Source organism: Bacillus sp. LUNF1, from assembly GCF_011008975.1.
In the GTDB taxonomy this organism is placed as follows: Bacteria; Bacillota; Bacilli; order Bacillales; family Bacillaceae; genus Bacillus; species Bacillus velezensis.
This window is the reverse complement of the sequence record NZ_CP048876.1, coordinates 225,513-249,976: the sequence shown is the minus strand read 5'-3', so window position 1 is coordinate 249,976 and position 24,464 is coordinate 225,513. Positions and strand designations below refer to the sequence as shown.

The window sequence follows — 24,464 nt, the reverse complement described above, 5'->3', positions numbered from 1 at the left end:
AAGGGTTCTTTTTTCATTTATACTTCAACCACCCATCTGAACGAATCCCGCACCTTCCCGACTTGGATGCCGGCAATCGTTTCATAGAGCCTTTCTGACACTTCACCGATCAAACCGTTATTCAGTTCAATCGTTTCTCCGTGAATGTGCAGCGCGCCGACCGGCGAGATGACGGCCGCGGTTCCCGTACCGAATACCTCTGACACCTCGCCTCTCATCGCAGCCTCATAGATGTCATCAATGGCGAGCTGTTCTTCCCTGACGCGGATGCCCCAGCTTTTTAACAGCTCTATCACAGATGCGCGTGTGATGCCCCCGAGAATGCTTCCGTTTAATGCCGGCGTTACGGCCTCTCCGTTTATGATGAAAAAGATATTCATACTCCCTACCTCTTCGGCATATTTCTTTTCCACCCCGTCGAGCCAAAGCACCTGATCATACCCCAGTTCTTCGGCTTTCCGCTGAGCCTGTAAGCTGGCCGCATAATTTCCGGACGTTTTGACGTCGCCCACTCCGCCGGTGACGGCACGCACATACTCATCCTCCACATAAATACGGATCGGTTTCAGCTGATCGCCGTAGTACGAACCGACAGGCGTCAGAACAACCATGAACTTGTAACGTTTTGAAGGCCGGACGCCTAAAGAAGGCTCAGTCGCAATTACAAACGGACGAATATATAAAGAGGTTCCTTTTTCTATCGGTATCCATTCCTGCTCCAGCTCCACCAATTGTATCAATGCTTCCAGCGCCAGCTTCTCGTCAAGAGGCGGCATGCTCATCCGCCGTAACGATTTATTCAGCCGTTTTATATTTTGGTCAGGACGGAACATCAACACCCGGCCGTCTTCTGACCTGTAAGCCTTCAGCCCTTCAAATACGGCCTGCCCGTAATGGAAAACGGATGCGGACGGATCAAGATTGACCGGTTCATAAGGGGTGATTCTCGGATCATGCCACCCTCTCTCCTCTTCGTAATCCATGACAAACATGTAATCTGTGAAGTACTTGCCAAATCCCAATGAAGCGGAATCCGGTTTTTCTTTTCTTGCTGTGACCTTACGTCTTTCAATCAGTTGATTCAACAAAAGCACACCTTTCTTGTAATTGTTTAAATTTTCAGTCTTTTATAAGCTGCCTGTTTTCTCTGCCTGAATCGTGTATGCACAGATATATGAGAATGCAGTTGACCGTATCATATCAAATATACCACTTATAAGAGGATAATTATCAAAATTTTTAATATTTTCATCAGAAATCTTTCTTTATTCTTATGCTCCTTCATTTTTTTCAATGAGGACTTTCTGTCATATTAAATGATTGCGCTTACATAATGTAAAACAATCCTTTCTATCGCACAGTCAATAATGTGACAAATTTATGGCGGATAGGAAGGTGGTTGCCGCCTGCTTCACGAATTACGTATGAAATGCGCAAGTAAAAGGGGGATTCGCTTGAAAAAATTTATCGCATTCCAGATTTTGATCGCTTTAGCCATCGGAGCATTGATCGGCCATTTCTTCCCGGATTTCGGGATGGCGCTGCGGCCCGTCGGAGACGGATTTATCCGCCTGATTAAAATGATTGTCGTGCCGATCGTGTTTTCAACCATTGTCATCGGAGCCGCCGGCAGCGGCAGTATGAAAAAAATGGGCAGTCTCGGCATCAAAACGATTATTTGGTTCGAAGTGATTACGACGCTTGTTCTGGCGCTCGGTCTGTTTTTGGCGAACGTGCTGAAGCCGGGAGTCGGACTTAACCTTTCTCATCTTGCTAAAAAAGATATTCACGAGCTTTCCGGCTATACGGAAAAAGTAGTCGACCTGAAACAAATGCTTCTTGATATTATCCCCGTTAATATCATTGACGTTATGGCGAAAAACGATCTTCTCGCCGTCATTTTTTTCGCGATTTTATTCGGTGTTGCCGCAGCCGGCATCGGCAAAGCCTCCGCACCTGTCATGAGTTTCTTCGAATCCACGGCAAATATTATGTTCAAGCTGACGCAGATGGTGATGGTCACCGCTCCGATCGGCGTTCTCGCCCTGATGGCCGCCTCCGTCGGGCAATTCGGAATCGCGCTTTTGCTTCCGATGCTGAAGCTGATCGGCACTGTGTTCCTCGGGCTGTTCCTGATACTCTTCGTTCTGTTTCCGATCGTGGGGCTCATCTTTAAAATCAAATACTTTGAAGTGCTGAAAATGATTTGGGATCTGTTTTTGATCGCTTTCTCCACGACAAGCACAGAAACCATTCTGCCTCAGCTGATGGATCGGATGGAGAAATACGGCTGTCCGAAGCGGGTCGTCTCCTTTGTGGTTCCGTCAGGTTTATCGCTGAACTGTGACGGCTCAAGCCTCTATTTATCGGTGTCCTGTATTTTTCTGGCGCAGGCGTTTCATGTGGAGATGCCGCTTTCTCAGCAGCTTCTGATGATGCTTGTGCTCGTCATGACAAGCAAAGGCATTGCCGCCGTCCCGTCAGGCTCACTCGTCGTGCTTCTGGCGACAGCGAATGCCGTCGGTCTCCCCGCGGAAGGCGTCGCCATCATTGCCGGTGTCGACCGCGTCATGGACATGGCGAGAACCGGCGTCAACGTGCCCGGCCATGCGGTCGCCTGCATCGTCGTGTCCAAGTGGGAAAAAGCATTCAAATATAAAGGACCCGTCACGGCAGACCAGACTGCCCGGACAGAAAGTATGTAAACACAAAAAAGACCACCTCATTGGTGGTCTTTTCTATTAATCAATCGCCGCATGATCCTCTTTTTCAATCAAAGCAAGACGTTCATTGATTTCTTCCTGAGTCATTTCGTGCTCTTTCACATACATGTTGCGTTCGTTCGTACGGCATTCGTGACTGCAGCTGCGCATGTATTTGTATTCATTCTCAGGTGTGCAGATCATTTTTTTATTACATGCCGGATTTGCGCAGTTCACATAACGCTCGCACGGCTCGCCCGTGAAATAATCTTTTCCGATGATAACGTGCTCTACGCGGTTGACCGGTACGCTGATTCTTTCGTCAAACACGTAGCACTGTCCGTCCCACAGCTGCCCTTTCACTTCAGGATCTTTACCGTAAGTGACGATACCGCCGTCAAGCTGGGACACGTCTTCAAAGCCCTTCTTCAGCAGCCAGCCGGAAAATTTCTCACAGCGTACGCCGCCTGTGCAGTACGTGAGAATTTTTTTACCTTCAAGCATGTCTTTGTGCTCTTCAATCCAGTCCGGCAGCTCACGGAACGCCTCAATATCAGGTCTGACCGCTCCGCGGAAATGACCGAGGTCATACTCATAGTCGTTTCTGGCGTCGATCACGATCGTGTCAGGATCCTGCATTTGCTCATAAAAATCTTTCGGTTTCAAATGCTTGCCCGTCGTGACATTCGGATCAACATCATCTTCGAGACGAAGCGTCACCAATTCTTTTTTATGGCGCACAAACATTTTGCGGAATGCATGTCCGTCAGCCTCGTCAATTTTAATCGGCATGTCGGCAAAGCGCGGATCAGCTTTCAGCGCATTCATGTATTGTTCCGTCTGTTCAACCGTTCCGGACACCGTACCGTTAATGCCTTCTTCAGAAATCAAAATACGGCCTAACAGACCGAGCTCCTTACAAAACTTCAAATGCTGAGCCGTGAACTCTTCAGGCTCATCAATCTTTACATATTTATAATAAAGTAAAACTCTATATTGTTTTTCCATGATTTATACACCCTGTTCAATTAAATTAATGATCGCACACTCTACTATATCATACAGGAAAACGGGCGAAAGATGAACATTTCCGTCCGGACTCTTTCTTCCAGTCACGCTTCGCCTTTTAAAACCTGCTGAAAATAAAACCGATACGTGTTGCGCAAAAAGGTCTCAAGCGAAAGGCCGGCCGCGGTCTGATACTTGCCGATAATAAACGGAAAACGGTCACGGCCTTTTGCCCGCAGAAGATCGGCGCTGTCTTCAGCCAGTTCTGAGATGAGCTCCTCAACGACAGGCCGGCATGCGTCCCGCACGGCTTCAAGAATTTGCTGATCCCCTGTATGATGGTACTGCTCTATCAGCTTTGCCAAATCCTTTTCTTTCATAATGTTCACTTCCTTACACCATATAAAAAAGAGGAGCAGCTTTTATAAAGCGGACGCCTCCTCCTGTGACTCCGCATAACCGATGATCTGACCGACCTGTAATTCACGGCCTTCAGTCAGGTTATCCGAAGGGGTAAACATATCTTTCTCGAATACTAAAATAACGGTCGATCCAAATGAAAAATAGCCCAGCTCTTCCCCCGTCTCAAGCCTGTTTCCGGTGTTTGTCTGAACGATCGAGTTAATATTCATCGCACCTACCGGAATCATGAGCATCTGCTGGTCAGCACGGGTCAGCTCGTACACATAACGGTAATTTTTTGAGAGCACATCTTTCCCGTACTTCAATCCCATCGTATTAACGGGATAGGAGCGTTTCCCCAACTCGGCCAGCTTCTGATACGTGCAGCTGACGGGAGAATGGAAGCGGTGATAATGTCTCGGGCTCAGATAAAGCACGGCAAAACACCCGCCGTTATACTTGTGATCGGCGCTTTTAAACCCCGTCAGTTCGGCGAACGAATAATCCTTCCCTTTTACCATGAAAGTTTGATTGGGTTTAATCATGCCAACCGTCTGAACGACACCGTCCACCGGGCTGACGATGGCGTTCTTCTCTTTTGCCACGGGGCGGAGATTTAAATTAATATCACGAATGAAAAATGACGCCAGTGAATCAAAGTCAGAAGCCGTACGTTCCGTTTCATTCCAGTTGATGCGATAGTGTTTGGAAAACAGCGGAATCATCGGCTTGCTCAGTTTCGATTCACAGAAGTTTTTAATGAGATAAGACGTCAATCGATTATTAGTCAGTTCAATCAATGAACGGTAAAGAACTTTAGCGGCAGTATTAAACATTGATTACTCCTATAAATTTTCCTATAGTAATAAAAATAAAACACCATAAAAACGCTCCGATGGCGGCGAAGCATAAGTAGGTTTTGAATTCCATTCTGCCGATTCCGGAAAAGTAGCAGGTCACGTGTCTGATGCCGGGGATGAAATAACCTAAAATAATGGTGTACGGCCCGTACTTCTTCATCCACCTGTCTACTTTCTCCATCCTCTTTTCCTTCAGGCCGACCCATTTTCCGAACTTATTAATAAACGGCCGGCCGGCTTTTCTGCCGATGAAGTAGCTGATAATCATCCCAAGGAGCGCTCCGATAAAGCTGATCAGAATGGAGAGCCCGTAATTCAGTACGTTTAAATGAGCGAAGTAGCCCACAAGCGTCATCATGACTTCATCCGGAATTGGCAATCCGATAATACCGAGTGTCAGCATAAGAAAAATCGCGATATATCCGTAATCGGATATTAATTGCTGAACTAATTCCATCTTCTGCTCTCCAGGTTTTCAGGCGCCTGTTTTTTAAAGTGCGGAAATTTAATGTTGCTGACCATTAAATAACCGAGCGCGATCGTTCCCGCCCCCAGAAGAAAAGCGTTATTGATAAAGCTCAAAATGACAAGACACATACCCGCAAACGGAATCGGCATCCCGATAAACGTCGGCAGCTTGCTTTGTTCAATATTAAATCTGGAAAGACGGATCATCCCGCAGATACTGTAGGAAAGCGCGATTAAAATTCCGATGAACGGAATCGTATATAGTGAAACACTGTAAGCGAGCATGGACGGCGCTACGCCGAACGTCACGAGATCCGCAAAAGAGTCAAGCTCCCTTCCCATCTCCGATACCGCGTTCAGCTTACGGGCGGCCAAACCGTCAAAGAAATCAAGAAACATCCCGGTGAAAATAAAGATCACCGCAGAGTGTATATTATGATACAAAAGGGAATGAATCGATAAGAGCCCGCAAATGAAATTTCCAATTGTAATCATACTAGGTATATAATTCACAGTTTACACAAACCTCCAATTAAAACCATATCAAATCGGACTGCGTATGCATAAAGACTCCATTTTACGGAAACATAAAATGGAATTCTTTCAATGCTATCATTCAAATTCTTTTATTATACAGCATTTGGTGTTATTTGAACAATCTAATCTGGTGATTTTTGTTTTTTCGCCGTTCATATTAAGGTAAGCAATCATGGTTTCCTCTATTCCGGATTACCCTGCTTAAATATTCCATGCTGAGAATCGGATTGTCCGTTCTTGATGAATGAAAAGCCGTATGATGTATTGTTATTTCCTTCTCCGTGAAATGAGAACATTACATATAACGATTGCGGACATAAAAAGTTTCAAGAATTAAAAAGCCGGCACAAAACGGCCTCATACATTATCTCACAACCCCGTTTTCCAGTATATAGTCTGTCCAAACAAAAAAGGCGCCTTACCATTACGGTAAAAACGCCTTTTAAGATCATTTTATGTAATTGATAAATAACTGAGTGCTTCGGTCGCTCTTTCTCTGGCCTCTTCAACGGTCTCAGCTGCAGAAAGCGCAACCGCCATACGGCGTCCTACTTTCGTGACGGGTTTACCGAATACGCGGACCTGAGTGCTTTTTACCGCCAAAGCCTTCTCCACACCTTCAAGCGCATAATCAGCAAGCTCTTTTGGCGCCTTCAGCGGACGGCTTGCCCCCGGCGACAGCTGAGTGATTTCCGGAATCGGGAATCCCAATACCGCGCGGACATGCAGCGCAAACTCTGACAAATTTTGCGTCACAAGCGTAACGAGCCCTGTATCATGCGGACGGGGAGACACCTCGCTGAAATATACTTTATCTTCAGTAAGGAAAAGCTCCACCCCGAACAAACCGTATCCGCCGAGCTCGTCCGTTATGCTTTTCGCAATGTGTTTCGCCTCTTTGATCTGCTGTTCCGTCATATGATGAGGCTGCCATGATTCAATATAGTCACCGTCTTTTTGTTCATGTCCGATCGGCGCGCAAAAGGACGTACCGTTCGCCGCGCGCACTGTCAGAAGAGTGATTTCTGATTCAAACGGAATGAATTCCTCAACGATGACCCGGCCGTTTTTCACTCGGCCGCCTTCCATCGCCATGTCCCAGCAGCTTTTCAGCCCGGAAGCCGAGCGGCACACGCTTTGCCCTTTTCCGGAAGAGCTCATCAGCGGTTTTACCACGCACGGAAAGCCGATTGTTTCCGCCGCTTCTTTAAATTCTTCATATGTATTCGCGAATTCATAGCCGGCAGTCGGAAGATGAAGCGTCTCTGCCGCAAGCCGTCTGATGCCTTCACGGTCCATCGTCAGCTTTGCCGCACGCGCATTCGGAATGACGTGAAAACCTTCTTCCTCAAGCTTCAGCAGCTCATCCGTCGCAATGGCTTCCACTTCCGGCACGATCAAGTCCGGTTTTTCTTTCTCAATGACTTCTCTGACCTGCGCTTTATCAAGCATATCAATCACATAGCTTTTGTGCGCGGCCTGCATGGCGGGAGCATGCTCATAGCTGTCAACGGCTACAGTGACAACCCCGAGCCGCTGCGCTTCAATGACGACTTCTTTCCCCAGCTCGCCTGATCCTAATAACAACATCTTCTTCGCCTGATACATGTCCTTTGGCCCCTCCCTTTCTATACCCCACTCATTATAACGGAAATATTCAAAAAATAAAGACAAGATAGATGACAGCTCTATCCTGTCTTTTGCGCTGATTCGAGCGATTCAATCGCAGCTGACACGTCCTTCTCGCGATATTGTCCCATTAAGCATAACGATTCTTCCGCCCGGCAGGCGTGAGAAGCAATACAGAGCTTGGCTTCCTCATGATTGTCAAGGATGCCGAGATCATAGAGACTGACGGGGAAACCGAGCCGGCGGTAAAACGGAAGCAGCTCTTCAATCTCAGGTCTCCGATTCTCAAGCGCGAGCTGCACCAATATGCCGTAAGCAACCTTCTGGCCATGCAGCACCTGATGTGTCTCCTGAAGAAAACTGAGTCCGTTGTGGACCGCATGCGCCCCTGCCATCCTGCACAAACGGCCGCCATACCCGCCGACCGTTCCCGCAAGCATAATGATCGTTTCCGCCGTATGGATAAACGGCACGGACAGCTCGCCTTTCTCCATGCTTCCGACGGCCGCTTCACTGTAACGCAATAACAGATTACGGATATATTCCGCCTGCCTCAGCCCCGCCTGCGCCATCAGCGGCGCCGCCTCCTCCGTATTTCTGATGACCGCCTCAGCCTCATACCATTTCGCCAGCGTATCACCGATCCCGCTTTTCATATATTCAATGGGAGAGAAAAGCAAAAACAGCGGATCAACAAGCGTCAAATAGCTTGAACGCTTATGATAATCAACTCTGATAAAATTGCCTCTCTCATCATATATGACACTCAACGGTGTACTTGCCGCACACGTCCCCGCAATGGAAGGAACCATCACAGCCTCTATATCAAGCCGGTCTGCCGCCGCTTTTGCCATATCCAAAATCGTGCCGCCTCCGATACCGATGATCACATCCGCGTCTTCCGCCTGCTCACAGACCTTACGCACCGCCTCAGGTGAACAGTATCCTTTATGCTGAATCACATCCCAGGAAGAACCGCCGCTGTAATCGGAGAACGCCTGATAGGATTTGATTCCGGTCACAATAACGGGTTTTCTGAATGTCTCCAGCAGCCCCGGAAGTTCTTTTGCGATTCCTTCCTTGCATATGTACTGATTCGGGCCGCTTCGGACGATATCTTCAGGCTTCATTCGAATCTCTCCTTTGGCTGAAATTTATATATATTTTCCCACTTGTCAGAAAATACATCAACCGGAGGTGCTCAGCGCTTCGCTTCTTCCGCCTCCAAAAACAGCTCATCAAGCCGCTCCAAAGCCTCTGCCTTTTCAAAACTGCTGAACCACAGATCATCATAGGAATCAAGGATGCGGTAATGGTGGGAAATCAAATGCTGCTGCAAGCGGAACTCGCCTTTTTTCTCGATGGTTTTCCACCACACCTTGCCGCCCATCGTCTTCCCCTTCGGCCTGTCAATTGTGCGATGGGCAACCGCTTCAATGACCTCCAGCGGATCATCTCCTAATACGGATTGCAGTGTTTCACTTGATCTGAAAAGCGCGCAAACCGCCACAACGTGCGGCCATTCCGCAAGCGCCCGCCCTTTCTCAATCTGCACCAGCGCCTTTTTGGAAAGACCGATCACATCCGCCATTTTCTCCTGTGTGTAGCCTCTCTCCGACCGGATTTTCTTCAGCTGGACTGAGACAAGCTCAGTCATATAATCTTGATCCATCTCAACCTCCATATTTATCAATATAGCCATTTTACACCGGGGCACGCCTTTTTTATATCGGTACATTTTTAAATGAATCAAAAGAATCGGTAAAAAAGTACCCTTTTCCTCTTTTTCTCAATTTACGAACAGAAATTGGCATCTTCATGGTAAAATACGGTCGGAGAAAATCAGGCGAAAGGACACTGTATATGAAATTACTCGAAACCAATACTCTCATTCAATCAGCAAACAGCCGTCTGAAAGCTTATCAAAAAACGAAAGATGACATGATTGCTTTAAAACAGCAGTTTCACGGCATTGCAAATACGGACGCCATGTCAGGAAAAGGCGCGGACGCCATTAAAGCCTTCTATACTGAACAGGCCGCCGGAGCAGAGCTTTGGCTTGATCTCTGCGACATGAAAATTACTTTTTTCAAAAGCATCCCAAGAGAAATAGAACAGGCGGGCTTCGGCCGGCATGACTTGCTGGAAGAATCGTTTCTTGATAGTGAGCTTAAGCATGCCGGGCAAAGAGCTTACCATATCATTGATGGCCAGCATGATGAGATCAGCCGAATTTTAGGATCAATTGACGACATTTTGTCCTTATCACCGTTTGACAAATCTTCGGTTACCGGCAAACTTGATGCCTCCGATCACAAAAAACGGCAAACAGCAGAACACTTACATAAACTCGACGCAAAACTGGTTCACGAGTACGCTCAATCTGAAGCGCTTGAACACGAAGTTGAAGCCTTCTTCCGGACGCTGGCCGACTTAACAAGTAAAGCAGGCGGTCCGCAATCTTTTAACGCCAAAGCATTTCACGATACTGACGTATATAAAAGAAAAGACAGCATACAAAAACAAGCCCATCAATACATCAAAATGAAACAGCAGGAAGAAACCGCCTTTTTACAGAAAAAACTGGACCGCATTTCTGACCCGGATGAATATATAAACATTGCAGAAAAACTCGGGGCTGACAACATGAGCGCCGAACAATTACAATATTACTCAAGCCTCGTCCAGCTAAAAGCCATGCGCCAAGCCGGACAAATGCTCGTCGACGGGGCAAAAGGCATTACGCTTGGGATATGGGATGCAGGAAAAGACACCGTCATTGGCGCTTACGATTTCGCAATCTGGCTGCAAAGAGCACAAGGACACGCAGGAACAATAGAACAGGCCAAAGCCGGACAAGAACTCATCGGCGCCATTTACAATGCACCGGAAACATTCGATTATATGGTTCAATCCTTCAAAACTTCATGGAATGAAAACATCATTCACGGTGACACCTACAGCCGCACCCACTATATCGCTTACGCTGCTGTCTCCCTCTTAGGAGCAAAAGGCGCCGGAGAAGTTACCGGAGTGACAAGGGTCGGGAGATTTGTGACGAAGGAAGCAAAGACCTTTATTGCGGATCAGAAAAAAGTAGCAGCTGGAATTTACACAAAAGGAAAAAGCTCGATTTCTCAACCCTGGAAGCCTGCGCTTGCCGGAATTGGAAAATCACCTTCTCCGGCGGGGAAAGCAATTGATGTGAAGCAGGAGACCTTATTAAATTTTAACGGGTCCTTCAGGGACAAAAGGGATCTGGATATAAGTGAAACAAGTCCTCGAAAAATAGATAATCTAGAACAGGCACATATTTGGGGAGAAAAACATTATGACAAATGGATAAATTCTCTTACTGCGGAAGAAAAACAAGCTCTAATTGATTATACCGGAGACTATTATGAAGATATCAATGCGTATTTGCGGGGCGTTAATAGCTCATTAAATGGAATTAATCCTACAAAAATTACTGATATTCATAGTGCGCTGGAAAAGGCAAAAATCCCCGAAGACATTGTTGTTTATCGCGGTACAGACTTAATTGCTTTAAGAAAGATCCTGCCTAGAGACGAAGTGCTGACAGAAGGGCTCATAAATAATTTAGTTGGGCAGAGAATAAAAGACGATGCTTTCATGAGCACTGCCCTCCTTAAGGAATCAGCTTTTGATTATAAGAAAGTTTCCTATTCCATCAATGTTCCTAAAGGAACTAACGGAGCCTATATTGCGAAAGTAAGCCACTTTCCAGAAGAGGCAGAGATTCTTTTAAACTCCGGACATGAGATGATTATTAGAGATGCTAAACTCGATGCAGATGAAAAAATACATTTAGTATTAGATTTAATTAAAAAGTAGGTGCAAACCAATGAGAAGAAAAATGAAAGACAGATGGAACGACGATGACCGTATTTACCTAGGCTTATCTATAAAAGAGAAACTTTTCCCAACGATATTGGGAGGTATTGTCGGGGATGCACTGGGTGTACCCGTGGAATTCAAGGACAGGAATTTAGAAGTAAACGGCATGACCGGATACGGTACTTACAATCAGCCCCCGGGGACGTGGTCAGATGATTCATCATTGACATTATGCTTGATAGAAAATTTAATTGAGGAAAATGGCGAAATTGAATTGATGGAAAAATTCACCTCATACCGGGAAGATGGTTATTGGACACCGCACGGCCATATGTTTGATATCGGTCGAACAACTGATGAAGCCATTGAGCGCTTTTTAAAAGAGAAAAACGTTCGTCAATGCGGCGGAATCACTGAGTTTGATAACGGCAACGGCGCGTTAATGCGCATTTCTCCTTTAGTTTTTATCTTATGCAATGAAAAAGACTTCACGACAAGAAAAAGGGAAATTGAACGGTGGGCGGAATTAACACATGCGCATCCAAGATCTACACTAGCCTGTATTGTTTATATACAATTTCTCATCCATTTATTTAATAATAATACTCCAGCTCGGGCTTTTGAACGAGCAACAGAAACCTGCAGGTCAGAACTATCCAAGGATATAAAATATAGAGATGAATTGGTATGTTACAGACGCGTGTTTGATCAATCTATTTTAGATGCGAAAAAAGAAGATATTATCTCTGACGGCTATGTTGTGCATTCTCTTGAGGCTGCATTGTGGTGTTTCTTTAAACATACAAACTATAGGGATGCAGTCTTAGAAGCAGTTAACCTGGGAGGAGATACAGATACTATCGCTTTTCTTACAGGTACGTTAGCCGGCATGTGCTATGAGATCAATAGTATTCCAGAAGAGTGGATTAATAGACTGACAAGAAAACAAGATATTTTAGACCTATGTGAAAGATTTTTTCAATATTGTTATAAGAGAGCGGCTCAATAGATTTAAGCAATAAACAGATCGTGGTGAAACTGCCCCCTACTATGAGACAAACAAAAACACTTTCAAATTTGAAAACGGATCAATAAATTGTGGAGCTATTTTTTCTATGGAGTTGAAGTCAAACAAAAGGCTGACGAGAGGAGACTAAGGGCGGGCTTATGAAAAAGATTATGCAGAATTGAGTATTGATAAGCAGGTTCAACATGGGTCAAATAATAAAGCTAAAATACACACAGATTCACACAGCCTGTTTCGAAAGCAATACACTTACAAAAAAGGTCCAGCGTATTCCTCCGAATCAGAGAAACTACAGACAGAAAATCTTTATCTAAACTAAACAACTAGCTGCCGGTCATATACCGACAGCTGGCTGCTTAAAAGCATTTTGATCCCCGTCACAAAAACAGGGATCAGTCTCCTATTGACGATCTGTTTTTTATTCTTCACCCGGGCTCTATGCTTTCATGCTTGCATGACTGTAACAGCAACAACTTAAGGAATACTCTACATTATCCCGTTGTGATGATATTGATAGAAAGAAAATTACAGGACATTAACAACCCGAACTAATTGAAACCATATATGCAAAACAAAAATGTAAAAGGTTATTAAAATAAAGTATGGCTAAGTGTAAAAAAACTTGTATATCTTACAATTAAATTAGTCTAGTTGTGTTTTTAGAATTTCTAATATACCATCATATTGCCTATCAATAAAAGTCTTAAACCCTTTTTTATTTCCAGATCTGCTGTCAATCATGAATTCCGTGAAATGAGTATTTTTTATGGTCCAATCAAATTCCCCCAATTTTTCAACTTCCTGTTCCCAACAATCCTTCCACCCTATAACGTTTATTGATTCAATCATAATTAATTCATGTAAATATAGCGCTATTGCATTTTGCAAAGCTTCATGTCCCAATGTATATTTAGTTACATCTCCTAACTGATCAGGTAATATCTCAAAAAAAACATCGAAAAATTTATTTAAGAAGCTTAATACATCATCATAATTATCTTTTAAGATCTGTTCGTTTGTTTTACTCAACTTAGCCTTACCAAATAAAAGTAAAGTCAGAAAAGTATTCAAACGTGCACTCGTGCTAAATAACTTACTCCCTGGTCTCACTATTCTACTTTTTTCGAATTCTACACCAGCAACTTGTAGGGATTTGTTAATTTGATATATGTCTCTAATAAGTACTCTCATAACCTCTCTTGTATCATATTTCGAGATTAATGACATAGAAACTCTTTTTGCGTTTGAATTTATGTCTACAAAAACATTCTTTTGATCTTTATCAGATAAACCAAAGTAGATCTGAGCACTAACTATACTGTTTAATACTTGTTCTTTCCTTTCAGTATCAACTATAGTTTTTAAAAGATATTCCATTCCTTTTATTCTATGTTGTCCATCAATGACTCTTAACTTAAAACCTTGTGGCAATACTAATTCTTTAGTGCTTCTATCATAAAAATTAATAGGGTCTCCTTTAAACACCAGGACAAAAGAAGGCAAAAATATTCCAATACCAGAGTCATACGAATCAATATATTTGGCAAGTGAGCTTAGCCGAGAATAATTAATGTCTCTATTGACTCTATTATCAATCTCGTAAATGTCCAACAAATCTCTAACTGATAGCTGGGTAGTCATAATGCCTTTATTTTTTCCATTTATTAAATTAATAAGACCTTTTAACCTTTTTTCGAACACCATCAAAGCCCCTTTCTCCCTACACTTTTTGTAGCAACATATTGGTAATTCGAATTGCTGTTCTTGTTCCAACCGTGAATCTGTATTTATTTGTTTTTGGATTAAAAGGGATTCCTAATTGTTTGAGTTCTTTATTTTTATGTGTCCAGTCAACATTTGAAAAAATACTTAAAAAGAAAGTTTCCATATTAAAGTCATTATTGTTTTCTCTCAGGGAGTATATACATCTTGCAATACCCTGTAGCACATAAGGATTCAAGATGAAATATTTGTCTCTATCTAAAGCCTGTGAGGGTGCATACTTAAGCAAAAGCGTTAAGAAGTCCTCTAACCTTTTTTTATATTCAGGAAAGTTTTCTTTATTTATCTTTGAGGTATTATTTTTCACTTGTAGGGTACCGTCATTTAAAGCTAAACCAATATTGTATAGAGTAGATGCGGTCATAAGTTTAGTAGTTGTTCTTTGAGCACGTATTTCAAATTTATCAGGAGAAATAGATGGATGATCATTAATTATTTCTTTAACAATTTTTCCATTTAAATCATTATCTTTATACATTATTAACAAGGTGTTACTTACTTTCGAAGATTTAGTATTAACATCAGTAAACAGTTGCCTTTCTTGTTTTTTATTTAAGTCTGAATAAATCTGAATTGTTAATGGGAATTCGTTTATATACTCAAGCTTTTTTGGATCAGCACCATTAACTTCTATCCTCTTTTTCAACGTTTTGAACGCTTCAATTCTGTGCTGACCATCCAGTATCACCATTTTCTCACCATTATGTAAATGAAACTGGCTTTTATCATGTTCAAACTTCCCTTTACCTCTCGCAGAAAAAATCAGTGGAGGAAAATAGATATCATTGCCCTCCATTCCGTATTGTATATATTTACTTATATTAGAAACCTGTTTTTCTGCTATTTCTCTTTGAACACTTTTATCTACATCCAAAAATTTAAGTATGTAATCAACTGTACATTGACATGAAATCACATCGTAACCAAATTGCTTTCCTTTTAATCCAAACATTGTTATAAAGTTACTTTCAGGTTCAACCAATATTCTTAGACTCATGCCGTCACTCCTTTGTATTTCAATGTTATCTATGTGTTTAAATTTATTATAGATTAAACATTCAGATAAATAAAGGGATATTTATATGTTTTTTACTTTAATTACCCTATATACCTGATAACCTTCCTATTCCTATATAAATTACTCATCTTTATACCTTTACAATCACTTTTTCTCGTCATACGTTTGCCACCTATGAATGAACGCACACTACACCTAATGGAGGGATTGCAATGGACGAAATGGTCCTGGAAACACAACAATGGCTGAATGAAACGTACAAAGGCAGACACGGGTACAACAAAGTGCCGGAAAACGGAAAAACGGGCTGGGATACCATTTACGGTCTGACACGGGCGCTTCAAATTGAGCTTGGTATTTCAGAACCTGCCGATAACTTCGGCCCAACGACACAAAGATTGTTTAAGCCGTTGAAAAAGCAGGCTCCCGATTCTAAGCCGACAAACATGAATTACATTCTGCAAGGGGCGCTGTGGTGTAAAGGTTTTAACCCCGGCGGATTTTCAGGCGTTTTCTATGAAAATACCGAAAATGCTGTAAAAGAGTTTCAAAAAGCGGCCGGGCTCACTAAGCAAGACGGCATCGTCACGGCACTCATTATGAAGGCCTTGCTGGATATGAGCGCTTTTCGGTTAGTAGCGGGAGGCGACAAAAAAATCCGCCAAATCCAGCAGAACCTGAACCGGGATTACAATGACTACATCGGCTTGATGCCTTGTGACGGCTTATATGCCCGCGATACAAACAAGGCTCTCATTTATGCCCTGCAAAAAGAAGAAGGCATGAGCACAAGCGTCGCCAATGGATTTTTCGGAAACGGAACGACCAGCTTATGTCCTACCTTGACTCCCGGCGATTCACGGACAGGCTTTGTTTTGATTGTTCAATACGCGCTTTACTGTAATGGGAAATCATTTGACCCCGGTGAATTCGACGGAAAATACGGCGTCGGCGTTGTATCGGCAGTGAAAGCTTTCCAAAAGTTTATGTGCCTGCCGCAGACTGGTTATGCGGACATGCCGACGATTAAAGCTTTATTATCAAGCTCAGGCGACACAACCCGTGCTGCTTCAGCTTGTGACACCGCTTCCATTTTGACGGCAGATACGGCCAAAACTTTGCGTGAGAATGGCTATAAGATCGTGGGAAGATATCTGACCGGGAATGTGCGGACAAGCAGCGGACTGACATCGAAAGCATTAACGTCAAAAGAACTCTCCACTATTTTCAATGCCGGCTTAAGCGTGTTTCCGATTTATCAGGACGGCGGCTATGAATCTTCTTATTTTGTAAAAGACCAAGGAACGAGAGATGCGTACAGCGCTGCATCAGCCGCCCGAAGATTAGGCTTTCCGTCAGGAACGACCATTTACTTTGCCGTCGATTTCGATGCGTATGATTATGAAGTCACGGATAAAATCATCCCTTACTTTCAAGAAATCAAGTCAGCTTTTATGAAAATGCAGGCGTTCTCAACTGCGCCGAAATATGAAATCGGGGTATACGGACCGAGAAACATTTGTATCCGGACGTCAGAAGCAGGTCTGACCAAATATAGTTTTACGGCTAACATGTCGACCGGATTCAGCGGCAACCTCGGATACCCGATGCCGAAAAACTGGGCTTTTGATCAATTTTATGAAGGAACGATCGGAAGCGGAGCGGGAAAAGTCGCCATTGACAAAGACGGATACTCCGGAAAAGACTCGGGTGCAAGCAGCGTCCATCCGCCTTCTGATCCTGTGTATGATGCAAGACTGCGCACACTGACGGACATTTTAACAACCATTCCTGCTTTAGAAAATATATCGAATCTTGCGAATGCCATGTTTGAATTCGACAAGACAGAAACCATTTATACATCACCTGAAATGGATATTCTTTTATCTACTTCACTTTTGGCAACAGTGCCAAGCGAAGGTTCTCCCAACACAGTTACCATTACAAATGGCAAACCGGGAGCTTATATTACCGGTCTGATGGGAGATTCACAAGTCTCTTTTACAGCATCACAAATTGATTCCTATCAAAACCTGCTTAACAGTCTGAGCTTGTCAGTCCGCAACGGTTATTTAGAAGTGTATGTCAATCCGGCTGCGGGATCGCTGAATATTCAATTTAAAATTTATACACCTGATATTCCGGTCGGTGACAGTGCTACAACTGGACTAACAACTACCATTACATTTAAAATAAAACAAAAGAGCTTCAGGTTGCCGGATTCCGAAGAGGTGTACTCCCCGGATTGGGATTCTGTCGTGAATACCATGGCTATTGCAGGCGCAGGAATTATTGTTATTGTAGGGATCGGTGCTTTAGTCGTTTTAGCACCTGAATTAGGAGGAGCTGCAGCCTTGTTCAGCACGGTTTTATCACTATTTCTATAATTGAACAGGCAGCTCCTTGCTCCAGGAATGCTCAATGAGTATTCTTGGAGTTATTTCTAAAGGAGGATTCGCATGAAGATTGATATGCAGATATACAAGGAAACCGTTCAAAAAATAGAAACCGATTTGATTCCGCGAAGTCAAAATGACGAAGAACTGCTTACATACTTAATGAAACAAGATTCGCTCACACTGAATCAAATGAAAATGTGTTTCACTGAACCGCCCCTCACCTTTCAACATACTGTCAAAATTGTATGTACAGTCACATTCATCACGTTATATATCTTTTTTTTCAGCACTCATTTTAATGATTTGATTGAAATGGCTCTGCAGATGGTTTTCGGTCTGGCCGGCCTTGTTTGGATTATTGCTGTATTTCCGTTTTCAAGAAAAATCCAAGTGTCTGACCGTTTCAGACAAAAATCTGAAAACACCCGTATCACCGGAATGATAGACTTCGTCCTCGAACAACGATACAAAGACATGATCAGTTAAAAACCCCCTCTGCTTAAGGGGTTTTTTTATTATGCAAACCCTTCACCCCCCTTATCAGAAAAGGCTCTTCCCCTTTGGAAATAACCGGAACACCCAATTTCGTTTTCAATATAATGAGGTAGTGGATCTGCAAAGAAAGAAGGGCGACATGATGGGTATCATTAATGGAAAAATGTTCATTGACCGATTAAATCAGCTTGGAAATGAGATTTGGCTCGATGGTGAAAAGATCGAGGGACAGATTTCTGAACATCCCGCATTTAAGGGCCTTCTGGAAACGAAGCGCTCTCTTTATGATTTGCAAACGAAACCGGACATGAAAGATCAAATGACTTACAGTCTTCCCGGTAAAAAAGAACGGGCCGGGCTTTCATACCTGCAGCCGAAAACGAAAGATGACGTAAAAAGAAGAAGAAACATGTTCGAACATTGGGCCAGACACACGCACGGAATGATGGGTCGAAGCCCAGATTATATGAATACCGTGCTGATGAGCTTCGCCTCCTCCGCCGCGCTTTTGAAAGACCGCGAGCATTGTTTTCCGGAACATGTTCAAGCGCTGTACGAACGCGCTGCTGCACAGGATCTTTCTTTTACGCACACGTTTATCACCCCTCAGGTGAATCGTTCACAAATGGGTGTAAACGTATCGCCGACACCTATCTCGGCAAAAGTCGTCGATAAAAATGAAAAAGGCCTCATCATACACGGCGCCCGGATTTTAGCCACACAAGGCGGCCTGACGGATGAAGTGCTCGTGGTTTCTCTGCCTAAAATGTATTTTGAATCGGATGAAGCGTTCGCTTTTTCAATCCCTTCCAATACAAAAGGAGTAAAATTCATCTGCAGGGAATCTTTCGTACTCGGAAAATCAGCGTTTGATTATCCGCTCAGCTCAAGATATGAAGAAATGGATTCTATCGTTGTATTTGATCACGTTTTGGTCCCTTGGGAACGCGTATTCTTTTATAATAATTATGAGGCGGCTTTTGATTTTAATATGAAAAGCTCTTTTAACGCCTTCGCATTTCATCAAGTTATCACGAGACAAATTGTAAAAACGGAGTTTCTCCTGGGCCTCGCCCAAACGCTTGTCGAAGCGATAGATGTGGGCGAATATCAGCATATTCAGGCTAAGATGGCTGAAATCATCACCGGTCTGGAAACGATGAAAGCCCTTTTGGAAAAGTCGGAGAATGATGCGGAAACAGATGAATGGGGTTATATGCGTCCGAGTGTCACTCCGCTTCGTGTGGTCAGCGCGATTTTTCCTGACATCTACCCGCGCTTCACGGAAATCATTCAGCTGATCGGGGCAAGCGGAATGGTGACTTTGCCGACTGAAAAAGCGTTCCGTTCTGACATCAGAGGAGACCTTGACCAATATTTGCAGGCGGCCGAATTGAACGCTGAGGACCGGGTAAAAGTGTTCCGCCTCGCATGGGATTTGACCATGAGCCCCTTTGGAACAAGACAGACACAATATGAGCGGTACTTCTTCGGTGATCCCGTCCGCTTAACCAGCCATCTGTACAGAAGCTACCCGAAAGAAGAACAGACCGCGGTCATCAAGGAATTCCTGCACATTCATAAATAAAACAAAGCAGAGAGCGCATCTCTGCTTTTGATAGCTGGATCGGCTGCCGCCGATCCTATTTTTTATTTTGGCTGATCACCACCATCGTAATATGAGATAACGCGAAAGAGACAAGCGTGTACACGACGGCCCACCCGATAAACGAGAAATTCAATACGGTAAAGGTGCATATAAGGCAAACGGCCAAAGCGGCAGCCGGCATAATGAACGCGTTTTTAAACAAATATGTTCCGGCGACTGACAAGATGATGATACAAAGCGGCAGAACACCGAACGCAAAATCCAATTCATCAATCAACAGATGCACTCCCTTCGCTTTTCTTAGTTCGGCCTAACACATCTTATGCCTGAGTACAAAATCGAGTACTTCAAATCTTTCGCGCTCCGGCTGATATTCCCTCCGGTTATTTATTCAAAAAAATGAAAACTTTCCTTAAAGCGTTTACATTCACGTCAGACTGTGATAATTTAAGAAAGCGCTATCATACACAAGTTAATGATTTTTGGATGGAGATGAGGAGAACCAGGAAACCCCGCCCTTTCACAAGGGTGATTTCTGGTTCTTTTTGTCATTTTCAAGGAAAGGAGTCATACATACATCATGATAGACGTTCAGCAAAGGGGAGGATATGATGTTTCAATTGTTTAAGCCGGCTCCGCATATTGAGAGATTGGATGATTCAAAGACGGATGCGGCCTATAAACGGCTCAGGCTGCAAGTATTTTTGGGGATTTTCATCGGGTATGCCGGGTATTATTTGCTTCGCAAAAACTTTGCCTTCGCTATTCCTTATTTTCAGGAACAAGGGTTTTCAAAAGGGGAACTTGGCTTGGTGCTTGCGGCCGTATCAATCGCTTACGGCTTCAGTAAATTTATTATGGGGATGGTGTCTGACCGCTGCAACCCGAGGTATTTCCTTGCGACAGGTCTGTTTTTGTCAGGTGTCGTAAACATTTTATTTGTTTCCATGCCGTGGGTCACGTCAAGCGTGACGATTATGTTCATTTTTATGTTTATTAACGGATGGTTTCAAGGAATGGGCTGGCCGCCTTGCGGACGGACGATGGCTCATTGGTTTTCCATCAGTGAACGCGGAACGAAAATGTCGATATGGAATGTCGCCCATAACATAGGCGGAGGTATTCTCGCCCCGCTCGTGACTCTCGGCATCGCCATGTTTGTCACTTGGAAAAGCGTATTTTTCTTTCCGGCGATTATCGCCATCGTTATTTCATTTGTGATTGTTCTTCTCGTTCGGGACACGCCGCAATCCTGCGGGCTTCCGCCGATTGAAGAATACCGGAATGACTATCCGAAACATGCGTTCAAAGACCAGGAAAAAGAGATGACCACCAAAGAAATTCTTTTTAAATACGTGCTGAATAATAAATTTCTGTGGTATATCGCATTTGCCAATGTCTTTGTTTACTTCGTGCGGTACGGTGTCGTTGACTGGGCGCCGACTTATTTGACGGAAGCGAAAGGATTCTCTCCTGAAGATTCCAGATGGTCTTATTTCCTTTATGAATATGCGGGAATTCCGGGAACGATTTTGTGCGGCTGGATCAGCGATCGTTTTTTCAAAAGCCGCCGCGCGCCGGCAGGCGTACTGTTCATGGCCGGCGTATTTATCGCTGTATTGGTCTACTGGCTTAACCCTGCCGGTCATCCGCTCATCGATAATATCGCGCTGATCAGCATCGGCTTCTTAATCTATGGACCTGTCATGCTGATCGGGCTTCAGGCCATTGACCTTGCGCCTAAAAAAGCGGCGGGAACGGCAGCCGGCTTAACCGGGTTTTTCGGCTACATCGGAGGCTCCGCTTTCGCCAACGCCATCATGGGTTATGTCGTAGACCGCTTTGACTGGAACGGCGGCTTTATCATGCTTATCTCCTCATGCGTGCTGTCCATCGTCTTCTTGGCTATGACGTGGAATACGGGCAAGCGGGCGGAGCATGTGTAAGAAAACAACATAAAAGATTAATATTTTTGCAGTACAGCATTTACAACGATTTTCTACACTAGAGACAGATATTGATTTTTAAGGGGGAAGAAAACATGCGGAAACATAAGTTGTTTGCTTTGGTATTGCTTTTATTCGGTTTATTGTCATTCATCGTCACGCCTGTATCGGCGGCGGGAAAAGGAAACCTTTTGTCTCCTGACAGAATTTTGACCATTGCCCATCGCGGTGCTTCGGGGTATGTCCCGGAGCACACGATCCTTTCTTATGAAACTGCGCAAAAAATGAAGGCTGACTATATTGAGCTGGATTTACAAATGACAAAAGACGGCAAGCTGATCGTCATGCATGATGAAAAACTGGACCGCACCACAAACGGACAAGGCTGGGTGAAGGATCATACATTAGCCGAGATTCAAAAGCTCGACGCCGGCTCTTGGTTCAATAAGGCCTATCCGGAAAAAGCAAAACCGCAATACGCCGGACTCCACGTTCCCACACTTGATGACGTGTTAAAACGGTTCGGCAGACATGCAAACTATTATATTGAAACAAAGGCGCCCGAAACATATCCGGGTATGGAAGAAAAACTGATCGCTTCACTGAAAAAATACAAATTGGCAGGCAAGCATGCGAAACTTGGACAAGTTATCATTCAGTCTTTCAGCAGGGACAGCCTTCTGAAAATCAAACAGCTCGATCCGAAACTTCCCGCCGTCCAATTGCTTGAAGCGGAACAGATGATGTCAATGACTGACGCAGATTTAACGGACATAAAAACATATGCCGTCGGAATCGGACCGGATTACAAAGCGCTGAACGCTCAAAATGTCCGAAACATTCGCAGCCACGGCCTTCTGCTTCACCCTTATACCGTAAACAGCGAGGCGGACATGCGCCGTCTGCTGAATTGGGGCGTAACAGGTGTGTTTACCAACTATGCGGATATATTCCAAAAGGTTAAAAAAGAATACAAATCATAAAGCCAGCATGGGTTCGGAGATGATGCCGAACCCATGTTTTTTTGCCCGATAATGCAAACGCCATCATGGGTTATGTAGCGGGCGGAGCATGTTATTAAAGCTTACATTCACCTTTATATTAATTAAAGGTATCACTGTAATTTTGAATTACCTATGATACCTTACAAACAAAAGGATATAATTATTTATTTCTATTATCTATTTTCGTTCTTACACTATTTGTAATATATGATAATATTAGTGATACTAAACCATAGACAACAACCCATCCCCAAAAGGATAGATTAAAAACAGTAAACATTAGTATGACAGAAATAACTATACTGACAAGCGGCATTATATACACTTTTTTGAAAATATAAGTGAATATAATCGATAAGACGATAATAGAAAGTGGTAAAATACCAAAAGCAAGATCTAGCTCATCCATTATTATTCTCCTTTGTGAATTTAATTTCCCCTTAAGTATACTCACTCAGCTGTCTAGCCATTTATATCTAATCACCCCATACTTCTTTGTTTTTCTTAATCATAAAAAAGTCATATTCAGAAACATGGGTATTGTTAATAATTTTTTCAAGTCCTCTGATAGGAGTAGATTTTAATTTTTTTCCGTTTTTATAAGAGTAAGAATTAATCACATATTTCCCACCCTTGCTTATTTCTAACAAGAAAATTTCAGACTCATCAAAATAAGTGAATTTTGCTTGGTTTTCAAATTTTGTTGATCTATGTAATGGGAGTTTTTTCTTCGGCTCCATACTTTTCAGATCAAAAGTATAAAGTATTGAATTAGCTGCCAAATGATATAAAGTGTCATTTTTCACAAAAAAGTTATTAGTGGAAAGAGGAATTGCCAGTTGAGAAATTTCATCAGGGATATTATAACTGCCTAAAGGATATGCCCCTTTAAACTTATTATGCTTTAAATCAATTTCTGCTACTTTGAATTTTACTTTGTTTGATTTATCCGTTTGGTTATATAGTATAAAAAAGGCTGAGCTTTTTTTAACTATTATCTGTGAATAAACACTCCAATTTTCTTCATTTAATATAGGAATTGTTGTTCCTTTCCCTACTGTAACTGTAACTTTATCTTTATCTATTTTAATACCCTGAAAAGTCGGTGTTTTGATTGAAGAATCTTCATTTATCACGTAAATATATTCACCGTCATTACCAGTACTTGTATAGAAACCCGGAATAATCTTTTCATGAAATCCATTGCTGTTACCCCATCTGATTAAGCTATTATAATGGTTTTTACCGACTTCTTGATTATTCAAAAAATAAAAGATATTTCCTTTTATTAAATGACCCGATGACTGCCCATAACTTGTATGTACTTGATGTTGCATCGGGAATTTTTTGAAGTTATCGCCTATCATATAAACTTCTTTTTTGTCCTGTCTAACTATGTTTTTTTCATCTTGTGCAATGGTTCCAACCTCAATAGCATCTCCTTTTACAGCTGTTGCTGCTCCTTTTTCATCAATATATACAGTGTAACTCCCATCTTTAGGGTAATCTATTGTTGCTGAATAATATATAGCTGCAATTTTATCATTCAAGAAATTCTTTTCTTTTTCTGTTTCAGTTTGTTTAACATCAGAAGCTGAATTAGTATATTTAAATGTTCCAATACATATAAATATACCTATTAATACTATGACCCCAATTATAATAAGCCACTTAATCTTGTTCAAATATAATCTCACTCCTTAAAATAATATGACTCCCT

Annotated in this window: 22 protein-coding genes; 8 read left to right on the top strand and 14 right to left on the bottom strand. The window is 43.0% G+C overall.

Going from position 1 to position 24,464, the window contains the following annotated elements:
- Window positions 1-17 precede the first annotated feature (17 nt).
- Complete coding sequence (locus tag G4O42_RS01390; RefSeq protein WP_032872702.1) at window positions 18-1,085, bottom strand: branched-chain amino acid aminotransferase; 1,068 nt, start codon at window positions 1,083-1,085, stop codon at window positions 18-20.
- A gap of 369 nt (window positions 1,086-1,454) precedes the next feature.
- Between G4O42_RS01390 and gltP the strand changes: the two genes are divergently transcribed.
- Window positions 1,455-2,705 carry a glutamate-aspartate/proton symporter GltP gene (gene gltP / locus G4O42_RS01385; protein WP_007609166.1) on the top strand — a complete coding sequence of 417 codons (1,251 nt, stop codon included), beginning with the start codon at window positions 1,455-1,457 and terminating at the stop codon, window positions 2,703-2,705.
- Window positions 2,706-2,741: 36 nt separating this feature from the next.
- On the opposite strand, the gene trhO is transcribed toward gltP, so the two are convergent.
- From trhO to G4O42_RS01345, 8 genes are all read right to left on the bottom strand, one after another.
- A complete protein-coding gene (trhO, locus tag G4O42_RS01380; RefSeq protein WP_007609165.1) occupies window positions 2,742-3,710 on the bottom strand; it encodes an oxygen-dependent tRNA uridine(34) hydroxylase TrhO in 969 nt (322 codons plus the stop codon).
- Window positions 3,711-3,814: 104 nt separating this feature from the next.
- Window positions 3,815-4,090 (bottom strand): hypothetical protein, encoded by a 276-nt coding sequence (locus G4O42_RS01375; protein ID WP_032872700.1) that lies wholly within the window; start codon window positions 4,088-4,090, stop codon window positions 3,815-3,817.
- Window positions 4,091-4,132: 42 nt separating this feature from the next.
- The gene (locus tag G4O42_RS01370) at window positions 4,133-4,948 is read right to left on the bottom strand and encodes a phosphatidylserine decarboxylase (protein ID WP_007409003.1); all 816 of its coding nucleotides are present in this window, start codon (window positions 4,946-4,948) and stop codon (window positions 4,133-4,135) included.
- On the bottom strand, window positions 4,941-5,429 hold the full coding sequence (locus tag G4O42_RS01365) for a DedA family protein (RefSeq protein WP_003156711.1): 489 nt from the start codon (window positions 5,427-5,429) through the stop codon (window positions 4,941-4,943). The genes G4O42_RS01370 and G4O42_RS01365 overlap by 8 nt, the downstream gene beginning before the upstream one ends.
- Window positions 5,420-5,953 (bottom strand): CDP-diacylglycerol--serine O-phosphatidyltransferase, encoded by a 534-nt coding sequence (pssA, locus tag G4O42_RS01360; RefSeq protein WP_007409002.1) that lies wholly within the window; start codon window positions 5,951-5,953, stop codon window positions 5,420-5,422. The genes G4O42_RS01365 and pssA overlap by 10 nt, the downstream gene beginning before the upstream one ends.
- 477 nt (window positions 5,954-6,430) lie before the next feature.
- Entirely contained in the window at window positions 6,431-7,585 is a 1,155-nt protein-coding gene (gene purT, locus G4O42_RS01355; RefSeq protein WP_032872698.1) for a phosphoribosylglycinamide formyltransferase 2, read from the bottom strand.
- A gap of 80 nt (window positions 7,586-7,665) precedes the next feature.
- A complete protein-coding gene (locus G4O42_RS01350) occupies window positions 7,666-8,736 on the bottom strand; it encodes an iron-containing alcohol dehydrogenase family protein (protein WP_032872696.1) in 1,071 nt (356 codons plus the stop codon).
- A 71-nt stretch (window positions 8,737-8,807) separates the two neighbouring features.
- Window positions 8,808-9,278 (bottom strand): helix-turn-helix transcriptional regulator, encoded by a 471-nt coding sequence (locus G4O42_RS01345; RefSeq protein ID WP_016936884.1) that lies wholly within the window; start codon window positions 9,276-9,278, stop codon window positions 8,808-8,810.
- 146 nt (window positions 9,279-9,424) lie between these two features.
- Between G4O42_RS01345 and G4O42_RS01340 the strand changes: the two genes are divergently transcribed.
- Entirely contained in the window at window positions 9,425-11,461 is a 2,037-nt protein-coding gene (locus G4O42_RS01340; protein WP_079891134.1) for an ADP-ribosyltransferase, read from the top strand.
- Between the two features lie 10 nt (window positions 11,462-11,471).
- On the top strand, window positions 11,472-12,473 hold the full coding sequence (locus G4O42_RS01335; RefSeq protein ID WP_032872694.1) for an ADP-ribosylglycohydrolase family protein: 1,002 nt from the start codon (window positions 11,472-11,474) through the stop codon (window positions 12,471-12,473).
- 660 nt (window positions 12,474-13,133) lie between these two features.
- On the opposite strand, the gene G4O42_RS01330 is transcribed toward G4O42_RS01335, so the two are convergent.
- The gene (locus G4O42_RS01330; protein WP_223204440.1) at window positions 13,134-14,195 is read right to left on the bottom strand and encodes a DNA sulfur modification protein DndB; all 1,062 of its coding nucleotides are present in this window, start codon (window positions 14,193-14,195) and stop codon (window positions 13,134-13,136) included.
- Between the two features lie 16 nt (window positions 14,196-14,211).
- Window positions 14,212-15,270 carry a DNA sulfur modification protein DndB gene (locus G4O42_RS01325; RefSeq protein ID WP_032872692.1) on the bottom strand — a complete coding sequence of 353 codons (1,059 nt, stop codon included), beginning with the start codon at window positions 15,268-15,270 and terminating at the stop codon, window positions 14,212-14,214.
- Between the two features lie 233 nt (window positions 15,271-15,503).
- Here G4O42_RS01325 and G4O42_RS01320 point away from each other — a divergent pair, with 233 nt between their 5' ends.
- The 3 genes from G4O42_RS01320 to hpaB all read left to right on the top strand — a co-directional run bounded on the left by G4O42_RS01320 (window position 15,504) and on the right by hpaB (window position 19,773).
- Entirely contained in the window at window positions 15,504-17,678 is a 2,175-nt protein-coding gene (locus tag G4O42_RS01320; RefSeq protein WP_032872691.1) for a glycoside hydrolase domain-containing protein, read from the top strand.
- 72 nt (window positions 17,679-17,750) lie between these two features.
- On the top strand, window positions 17,751-18,176 hold the full coding sequence (locus G4O42_RS01315) for a hypothetical protein (protein WP_032872688.1): 426 nt from the start codon (window positions 17,751-17,753) through the stop codon (window positions 18,174-18,176).
- 151 nt (window positions 18,177-18,327) lie between these two features.
- Window positions 18,328-19,773: a 4-hydroxyphenylacetate 3-monooxygenase, oxygenase component gene (hpaB, locus tag G4O42_RS01310; RefSeq protein WP_032872686.1), complete on the top strand. Its 1,446-nt coding sequence runs from the start codon at window positions 18,328-18,330 to the stop codon at window positions 19,771-19,773.
- Window positions 19,774-19,828: 55 nt separating this feature from the next.
- Here hpaB and G4O42_RS01305 read toward each other — a convergent pair whose 3' ends face one another.
- Entirely contained in the window at window positions 19,829-20,071 is a 243-nt protein-coding gene (locus tag G4O42_RS01305) for a DUF2651 family protein (RefSeq protein ID WP_007408994.1), read from the bottom strand.
- 334 nt (window positions 20,072-20,405) lie between these two features.
- On the opposite strand from G4O42_RS01305, the gene glpT reads away from it, so the two are divergent.
- Window positions 20,406-21,740 (top strand): glycerol-3-phosphate transporter, encoded by a 1,335-nt coding sequence (gene glpT, locus G4O42_RS01300; protein WP_003156725.1) that lies wholly within the window; start codon window positions 20,406-20,408, stop codon window positions 21,738-21,740.
- Window positions 21,741-21,835: 95 nt separating this feature from the next.
- A complete protein-coding gene (locus G4O42_RS01295; protein WP_032872683.1) occupies window positions 21,836-22,723 on the top strand; it encodes a glycerophosphodiester phosphodiesterase in 888 nt (295 codons plus the stop codon).
- Between the two features lie 181 nt (window positions 22,724-22,904).
- Here the strand turns inward: G4O42_RS01295 and G4O42_RS01290 are convergent, their stop codons facing one another.
- Together G4O42_RS01290 and G4O42_RS01285 are read right to left on the bottom strand one after the other, a co-directional pair.
- The gene (locus G4O42_RS01290) at window positions 22,905-23,153 is read right to left on the bottom strand and encodes a DUF2651 family protein (RefSeq protein ID WP_032872681.1); all 249 of its coding nucleotides are present in this window, start codon (window positions 23,151-23,153) and stop codon (window positions 22,905-22,907) included.
- A gap of 67 nt (window positions 23,154-23,220) precedes the next feature.
- Window positions 23,221-24,429 carry a hypothetical protein gene (locus G4O42_RS01285; RefSeq protein WP_032872678.1) on the bottom strand — a complete coding sequence of 403 codons (1,209 nt, stop codon included), beginning with the start codon at window positions 24,427-24,429 and terminating at the stop codon, window positions 23,221-23,223.
- Between the last annotated feature and the right edge of the window lie 35 nt (window positions 24,430-24,464).